Source organism: Phenylobacterium sp. (assembly GCF_020253645.1).
Taxonomy (GTDB): Bacteria; Pseudomonadota; Alphaproteobacteria; order Caulobacterales; family Caulobacteraceae; genus Phenylobacterium.
The window spans coordinates 23,420-29,719 of record NZ_JADCBG010000185.1 but is presented as its reverse complement, the minus strand read 5'-3'; the positions used below and the strand labels follow the sequence as shown (position 1 = coordinate 29,719).

8 protein-coding genes are annotated in these 6,300 nt (G+C 70.4%); 5 read left to right on the top strand and 3 right to left on the bottom strand.

The window, feature by feature from the left end; all coding sequences use genetic code 11:
- The 5 genes from INE98_RS12405 to INE98_RS12385 all read left to right on the top strand — a co-directional run.
- Nucleotides 1–465 (top strand): TraB/GumN family protein (locus INE98_RS12405; protein WP_293539239.1); only part of this gene is annotated, 465 nt, incomplete at its 5' end.
- A gap of 101 nt (nucleotides 466–566) precedes the next feature.
- On the top strand, nucleotides 567–929 hold the full coding sequence (locus tag INE98_RS12400) for an NAD(P)-binding protein (protein WP_293539238.1): 363 nt from the start codon (nucleotides 567–569) through the stop codon (nucleotides 927–929).
- Nucleotides 930–1,068: 139 nt separating this feature from the next.
- Nucleotides 1,069–2,868 (top strand): arylsulfatase, encoded by a 1,800-nt coding sequence (locus tag INE98_RS12395; protein ID WP_293539237.1) that lies wholly within the window; start codon nucleotides 1,069–1,071, stop codon nucleotides 2,866–2,868.
- A gap of 78 nt (nucleotides 2,869–2,946) precedes the next feature.
- Entirely contained in the window at nucleotides 2,947–3,396 is a 450-nt protein-coding gene (locus tag INE98_RS12390; protein WP_293539236.1) for a DUF3429 domain-containing protein, read from the top strand.
- 117 nt (nucleotides 3,397–3,513) lie between these two features.
- On the top strand, nucleotides 3,514–3,930 hold the full coding sequence (locus INE98_RS12385) for a DoxX family protein (RefSeq protein ID WP_293539235.1): 417 nt from the start codon (nucleotides 3,514–3,516) through the stop codon (nucleotides 3,928–3,930).
- Here INE98_RS12385 and INE98_RS12380 read toward each other — a convergent pair.
- The 3 genes from INE98_RS12380 to INE98_RS12370 form a co-directional block, all read right to left on the bottom strand.
- Nucleotides 3,927–4,922 (bottom strand): MDR family oxidoreductase, encoded by a 996-nt coding sequence (locus tag INE98_RS12380; protein ID WP_293539234.1) that lies wholly within the window; start codon nucleotides 4,920–4,922, stop codon nucleotides 3,927–3,929. The genes INE98_RS12385 and INE98_RS12380 overlap by 4 nt on opposite strands.
- Before the next feature lie 67 nt (nucleotides 4,923–4,989).
- A complete protein-coding gene (locus INE98_RS12375) occupies nucleotides 4,990–5,811 on the bottom strand; it encodes an alpha/beta hydrolase-fold protein (RefSeq protein WP_293539233.1) in 822 nt (273 codons plus the stop codon).
- A 15-nt stretch (nucleotides 5,812–5,826) separates the two neighbouring features.
- Nucleotides 5,827–6,252, bottom strand: a complete 426-nt coding sequence (locus INE98_RS12370; RefSeq protein WP_293539232.1) for a hypothetical protein — start codon at nucleotides 6,250–6,252, stop codon at nucleotides 5,827–5,829.
- Nucleotides 6,253–6,300 lie beyond the last annotated feature (48 nt).

Sequence of the window (6,300 nt, the reverse complement as noted above, 5' to 3'; positions counted from 1 at the left end):
CTGATGTCCGTCCAGGCGGGCCTGGATCCCAAGGCGGGTGCAGAGGAAGTCCTCACCAAGGCCGCCCGCAAGGCCCGCAAGACCATCACCGCCTTCGAGACCCCGAAGGAGCAGTTCACGATCCTGGACTCGATTCCGGAGGCCGAGCAGATGGCGGGAATCCACGACATCATCCATCGCCGCGAAGAGGGGATCGCGGTCATGTCGCAGATGATCGATCACTGGGCCCGCGGAGACGCCGACGGCGCCGGCAGGCTGATGAACGCCGAGATGAAGGACACTCCGGAAACGATCCGGCTCCTGCTGACCGAGCGCAACATCCGCTGGGCGGCCGAGCTGAAGTCCCGGATGGACCGCCCCGGCGTCGTGTTCGTCGCCGTCGGCGCAGGCCATCTGGCGGGCGAGAACAGCGTCCAGGACCTGCTTGAGAAGGAGGGCCTCAAGGTCGAGAGGATCGCCTACTGAGCGCGCCTTGCCCCTTGCTGCGGCGGCGATGGGCCTTAGACTTGAACCGGATGACCTGAGCCGGCGATCCAAGACCGGCGGGCATCCGGGGAGAGAACGTCATGTCGGACGGGAATGTGAGCGAGCGCGCCAGTGGCGCGGCAAGAGAGGTCAGGGACGGAGCCCATTTCGATGTCCTGATCGTCGGGGCCGGCATCTCCGGGATCGGCGCCGCCTGGCGCCTCCAGACCCAGGCGACGGGCAAGACCTACCGGATCGTCGAGACCCAGGCCGGCTTCGGCGGCGCCTGGCGGACACACACCTACCCCAGGGTCCGTTCTGACAGCGTCCTTCGCACCTTCGGTTACCGTTTCAAGGACTGGAGGGAGCCACCTCACGCCCAAAGCCGGCGAGAAGCCGGAGTGGCGGCACACCCAGGACTACTGGAGCGAGAAGGACCTCCTGCCCAACCTCGATCTGGATGACCCCATCTTCAGCTACCGCTGAGGCACGGGAAGCGATCCTGCGGTCCGTCACCGTGCGTCCGGTCGACTGGCCGGCGAGGCTTGCACCCTGCGGGAACATATGACACGCGTAACGCCAATATCCTGTCGAGGTGGGACCATGTCGAGGGAAGGCCGCGATCGACGCGGGCGGCTGGCGGTGGGCGCAGCGGCGGCGGCCCTCGCCCTGGGGGTGGCGACCGCCCCGGAGGCCCGGACCCAGCCGGGCCCGGCCCCGCGACCCAATATCGTTGTCATCCTGTTCGACGACGCCGCCCTGATGGATCTGGGCGCTTATGGCGGTGAGGCGCGGACTCCGAACATTGACGCCCTAGCCCGGCGGGGGGCGGTCTTCACCGGCTATCGCACCTCGCCTCTCTGTACGCCTTCCAGGGCCATGCTGCTGACCGGCATAGACAGTCACCGGGCGGGGGCCGCGACCATCTCGGAAGTCCTGCCGCCGGAACACAGGAACAGGCCCGGGTATGGCCTGAGAATCGAGCCTGATGTCCTGACCCTGGCCGAACGCCTGCGCTCCGAAGGATATCGGACCCTGATGACGGGGAAGTGGCACCTGGGCCATGGACCCGGAGAACTGCCGGACGGTCAGGGCTTTGACCGGTCTCTGGCCCTCGACGCCTCGGGCGCGGACAACTGGGCCCCGAAATCCTACATGCCCTACTACAGTGAGGCGCCCTGGTTCGAGGATGGACGGCCTGTGGAGATGCCGTCGTCCTTCTACTCCTCGGACCTCCTGGTGGACCGGCTGACCCGCTACATCGAGGAATCGCCCGCGGGCCGGGCTCCCTTCTTCGCCTACCTCGCCCTGCAGGCCGTTCACATCCCGGTCCAGGCGCCCGCCCGCTATACGGACGGCTACCGGGGCCGGTTCGATGCGGGCTGGGAGGCCCTTCGGGACGAACGGGTGGACAAGGCCAGGCGCAACGGCCTGCTCCCCCAAGGCGCCGCGGTCGCGGGCTTTTCCCCGAACGCCCGGGACTGGGAAGCCCTGTCGCCGGCGGAACGGCGGATGGCCGCCAGATCGATGGAGGTCTACGCCGGGATGATCGAGGCTGCGGATTCGGCCATAGGCCGGCTGATCCGCCGCCTGGAGGCCCGGGGCGAGCTCGCGAACACCCTCTTTGTCATCACGTCGGATAACGGCCCGGAACCCAGCGACCCTGTCCACCAGCGGGGCATGGGCCTCTGGATGCGGCTCAACGGCTACGCCTGGAGAGAGGAAGGCCTGGGCGGCCCGGGCAGTCTCAACTTCATCGGCCGCGAATGGGCGGAGGCCCTGGCCGCGCCGGGACGCCGATACAAGTTCTACGTCTCCGAGGGCGGACTGCGGGCGCCCCTCATCGTGTCCGGCCCCGGCGTGGCGCCCGGGCGCCGGATCGACGGCCTGACCTTCGTCACCGATGTGACGCCCACCCTCGTGGACCTGGCGGGCGCCAGGCCGGCCCCCGACGCGCCGGCCATGGATGGGCTCAGCCTGAGGGCCGTCCTGGCTGGCGGGGAAGGTCCGGTCCGGGGACCGGAGACCCCGCTCGGCATCGAAGTGTCCGGCAACGCCGCCCTTTACCGGGGCGACTACAAGATCATCCGCGACATGCCGCCCCTCGGAGACGGCCGCTGGCGGCTCTATGACGTGGTGCAGGACCCGGGTGAGACCCGCGACCTGTCCGCCGCCGAGCCCGGAAGGCTGAAACTCATGCTCGCCGACTACGCCGCCTATGAGGCCCAGGTCGGCGTGGCGCCGGTGCCTGAGGGCTACAATATGCAAAGGCAGCTGACGGCCAATGTCCTGGCCAGGCAGGCGCCTCTCCTGGCGGCGTTGGCCGGGGCCCTGGCCCTGGTCGTCGGCGGCGCCGGCCTCCTGGCCTGGCGCTGGCGGCGGCGGGGGCGGCGCGCCGCCTGAGTCCCGGGGCGGGCTTGCCAGCAGGGGGCGTCCGCCGGAAAAGGGGACAAGGACCGAAAGACCCGCAGGGACCCCGTCATGACCGCCTCCGATCCGCCGGCCGACGACCGCTCGGTTCCCAGGACTGTCCTGGCCTGGGGTCTCGCCGGCCTCATCCCCTTCCTGGGCCTGCCCCTCCTGGCCGTGTCCATCCCGGCGCTGTCCGGCTGGAGCGATCAGGCCCTCGGCCTCTATGCGGCGGTGATCCTGTCCTTCCTCGGCGGCGCGCGCTGGGGCCGGGTGGTGAGCGAAACGGCGCCCGACCCGCGAACCATCGCCTGCAGCATGGCGCCCAGCGTTATCGCCTGGGGGCTGATCCTGCTGCCCCCCGACCGCTCAGGCCTCCAGCTTGCAGGCCTGGCCGCCGCCCTTGTCCTGCACCTTGTCTGGGACCTGCGCTCGCCGGGGCTTCCCGCATGGTATCCGCGTCTTCGCCTGATCCTGACCGCCGGGGCTGTGACGGGACTGGCGGCGGGGGCCCTGGTCTGAGGCCAGAGAAACCATCCGGCGCACCGCGAGCCCGCTTTTCAGAGCTGGCGACTGCGGCCCTCCTCCCTACAGTGAGAGGGCGTCCTGGACCCCCACGTTCTTCACCCCGGAGTTCTCATGAACAATCCCCTGAACCCCTTGCTCGACAGGCTCAGCTGGCCGATGGACCTGACCGGGCGCGTCCTGCTCGGGCTCTACTTCGTGGTTCCCGGCCTGATGAAGATCACCGGGTTCGCCAGTACTGTGGCCTATATGGAGCTCCATAAAGTGCCGTTCGCCCTGCCCGTGCTTCTGTTGACCATTCCCCTGCAGGTCGGCGGCGGACTGGCGCTGATGGCGAACTGGAACGCCCGGACGGCCGCGTTCCTGCTCGCCGGAATGACCCTGCTGATCAACCTGTTCATGCACGACTTCTGGAACGACTATCCCGGCGGCGACCGCCAGCACGAGATGCAGAACTTCATCAAGAACCTGGGAATCTTCGCCGGGCTTCTGCTGCTGGCCGCCCGGCGGCCCGCCGCCGGGGCCCGCTAGATCGAGGGATCGATCACCACCCGGCCACGGACCCTGCCGTCGAGGATCTCGCCGGCGAGACCGGGCAGGTCTGACAGCCCGGCCGTCTGCGTCATGGCGTCGAGGCGGGCGAGATCCAGGTCCGTCCCGAGTCGGCGCCAGGCCTCGATCCGGTCCGGGGTGGGGCGCATCACGCTGTCCACGCCGGCCAGGACCACGCTGCGCAGGATGAAGGGCGCCACGGAGCCCGGCAGGTCCATGCCCTGGGCGAGGCCGCAGGCGGCCACGGCCCCGCCGTAGCGGGTCTGCGAGATGGCGTTGGCCAGGGTGTGGCTGCCCACGGAGTCCACCACGCCGGCCCAGCGCTCCTTGCCGATGGGCCGGGCCGGACCGGAGAACTCGGCGGCGTCGATGACCTCGGCGGCGCCCAGCCCCCGCAGGTAGTCGCCTTCGGCCTCCGCCCGGCGGGACGAGGCCACGACCCGGTGACCGAGCGCCGTGAGCAGGGCGATGGAGACGCTGCCGACCCCGCCGGCCGCGCCGGTCACCAGGATGTCGCCCGAGCCCGGGGTCACGCCCTGGCGCTCCAGGGTCATGACACAGAGCATGGCCGTGTAGCCCGCCGTGCCGATCGCCATGGCGCGCGTGGTGGACAGGCTGTCAGGCAGGCGCACCAGCCACTCCCCCTTCACCCGGGCGCGCTGGGCGTAGCCCCCATGCCAGGTCTCCCCGACGCCCCAGCCGTTCAGCACCACCCGGTCGCCTGCGGCGAAGCCGGGGTTGGACGAGGCCTCCACCACGCCGGCGAAGTCGATGCCCGGGATGATCGGAAAGGTCCGCAGGATGGGCGAGCGCCCGGTCAGGGCGAGGCCGTCCTTGAAATTGAGGGTCGAGGCCTCCACCCGGACGGTGACGTCGCCCTCCATCAGTTCGGCGTCGGTCAGGCTCTCGAGGCGGGTCTCGATCCCGGCGTCGGTCTTGTGGGCGCGCAGGGCGCGGAAGGTTGCGGGCACGGTCGGACTCCATCGGGGTTCGGGACGCAGACTTCTATAGGGCGGACCGCCCCCGGCAAGCGCCGCCTCAGGCGTCCCTGAGGGCGAAGTCGAGCAGGGGATTGATGGCCGGCCAGACCACGCCGGTGTGGGTCTCGCCCTCGAAGACCCGCGAGGCAAAGCGCCAGCCCGGCGGACCGGCCAGGGCGCCGAGGCGGGCGGAAAGCTCGACGGCGTTGTCCACCATGCGGGCGGGCGAGCCCTCGGGCTGCTCGAGACCGCCGACCCCGACGAACAGCCGGGGCGGCCAGGCCAGGCCCTGCAGGGCGCGGGTGAAGCCCGCCTCGCCCTTCAGCACCACGCGGTCGTCCCACCAGATGGAGGGGCTGAGCGAGAGCCAGGAGGCGAAGGCGTCGGGCCGGCGGAACAGGCTGTAGAGGACGAAGAGGCCGCCCAGCGAATGGCCGAACACCGCCTCCCGCCCCGGGTTGACCGGCAGGACCCCGGCCACCCGCGGACGCACCTCGCCGGTGAGAATCTCGAGGAAGTCGTCGGCGCCGGCGTAGCGGATCTCGCCCGAGGCGAAGGTGTGGTTGGCCTTCTCGGCCTCGTCCGGCTCGGTCGGCGTCAGGTCCAGGAACCGCCTTCCAAGGGCGCCCGTGAAGTCCTCGCCCGGATAGCCCACGCCGACGACCACGGCGTGCGGCAGCTCCATCCCGGCGGCGGCGCGCAACCGCGCGGCGTCGGCGAAGGAGCCGAAATAGCCGTCGCCGTCGAGGACGTAGACGACCGGGTATCCCCCCTCCGGCGGCGGCCCGTACGGGGTGGCGATGCGCACCCGGTAGGCCCTGCCGTTGACCCCGGAGGTGAAGTCCTGCTGGCGCGCGAGGGGATAGCTGGCGGCCTTCATGCGCGGATGTCCGGTTCAGGGCGCATAGCTGGACCGGCCCTGAATGCCCCAGCGGCCGTCCTGGAGGGTCACGATATAGATCGAGTCAAAGGCGCTGATCAGGGTTCCGTCGGGACGGTAGCGGGCGAAGCGGGTGTCGAACTGCACCTTGTCCGCGCCGGCGTGGATCACTTCGCGCCTCCGCCAGGCCGACCGCCCCCACTCCGTGAGGGCCGCGCCCGCGTACATGGACTTGTTGACCTGCTCGGGGGACAGGACCCGGACCTGGCCCGAGGCGAAGCGAACGTGGGGAAAGTTGAAGCTGGCGCGCACCCCGTCGGCGTCGCGGGCGTTCCAGGCGCTCATGAAGGCGTCGAGCACATCCTGGGCGGCCGCAACCTCGGCGGCGAAGGCGGCGTGTTCCGGACGAACGGGCGGCCTGTCGACCGGTGGCTCTGTCATGGCGGCGTCCTCCCTGGGCTTGCGGCTAGGGAAGTCCAGCCTGAGGCC

Bases quoted from the DNA above. Each gene is read 5' to 3' on its own strand.
- INE98_RS12370 (WP_293539232.1), bottom strand. From the start codon at position 6,252: ATGACAGAGCCACCGGTCGACAGGCCGCCCGTTCGTCCGGAACACGCC.
- INE98_RS12400 (WP_293539238.1), top strand. From the start codon at position 567: ATGTCGGACGGGAATGTGAGCGAGCGCGCCAGTGGCGCGGCAAGAGAG.
- INE98_RS12395 (WP_293539237.1), top strand. From the start codon at position 1,069: ATGTCGAGGGAAGGCCGCGATCGACGCGGGCGGCTGGCGGTGGGCGCA.
- INE98_RS12385 (WP_293539235.1), top strand. From the start codon at position 3,514: ATGAACAATCCCCTGAACCCCTTGCTCGACAGGCTCAGCTGGCCGATG.
- INE98_RS12375 (WP_293539233.1), bottom strand. From the start codon at position 5,811: ATGAAGGCCGCCAGCTATCCCCTCGCGCGCCAGCAGGACTTCACCTCC.
- INE98_RS12390 (WP_293539236.1), top strand. From the start codon at position 2,947: ATGACCGCCTCCGATCCGCCGGCCGACGACCGCTCGGTTCCCAGGACT.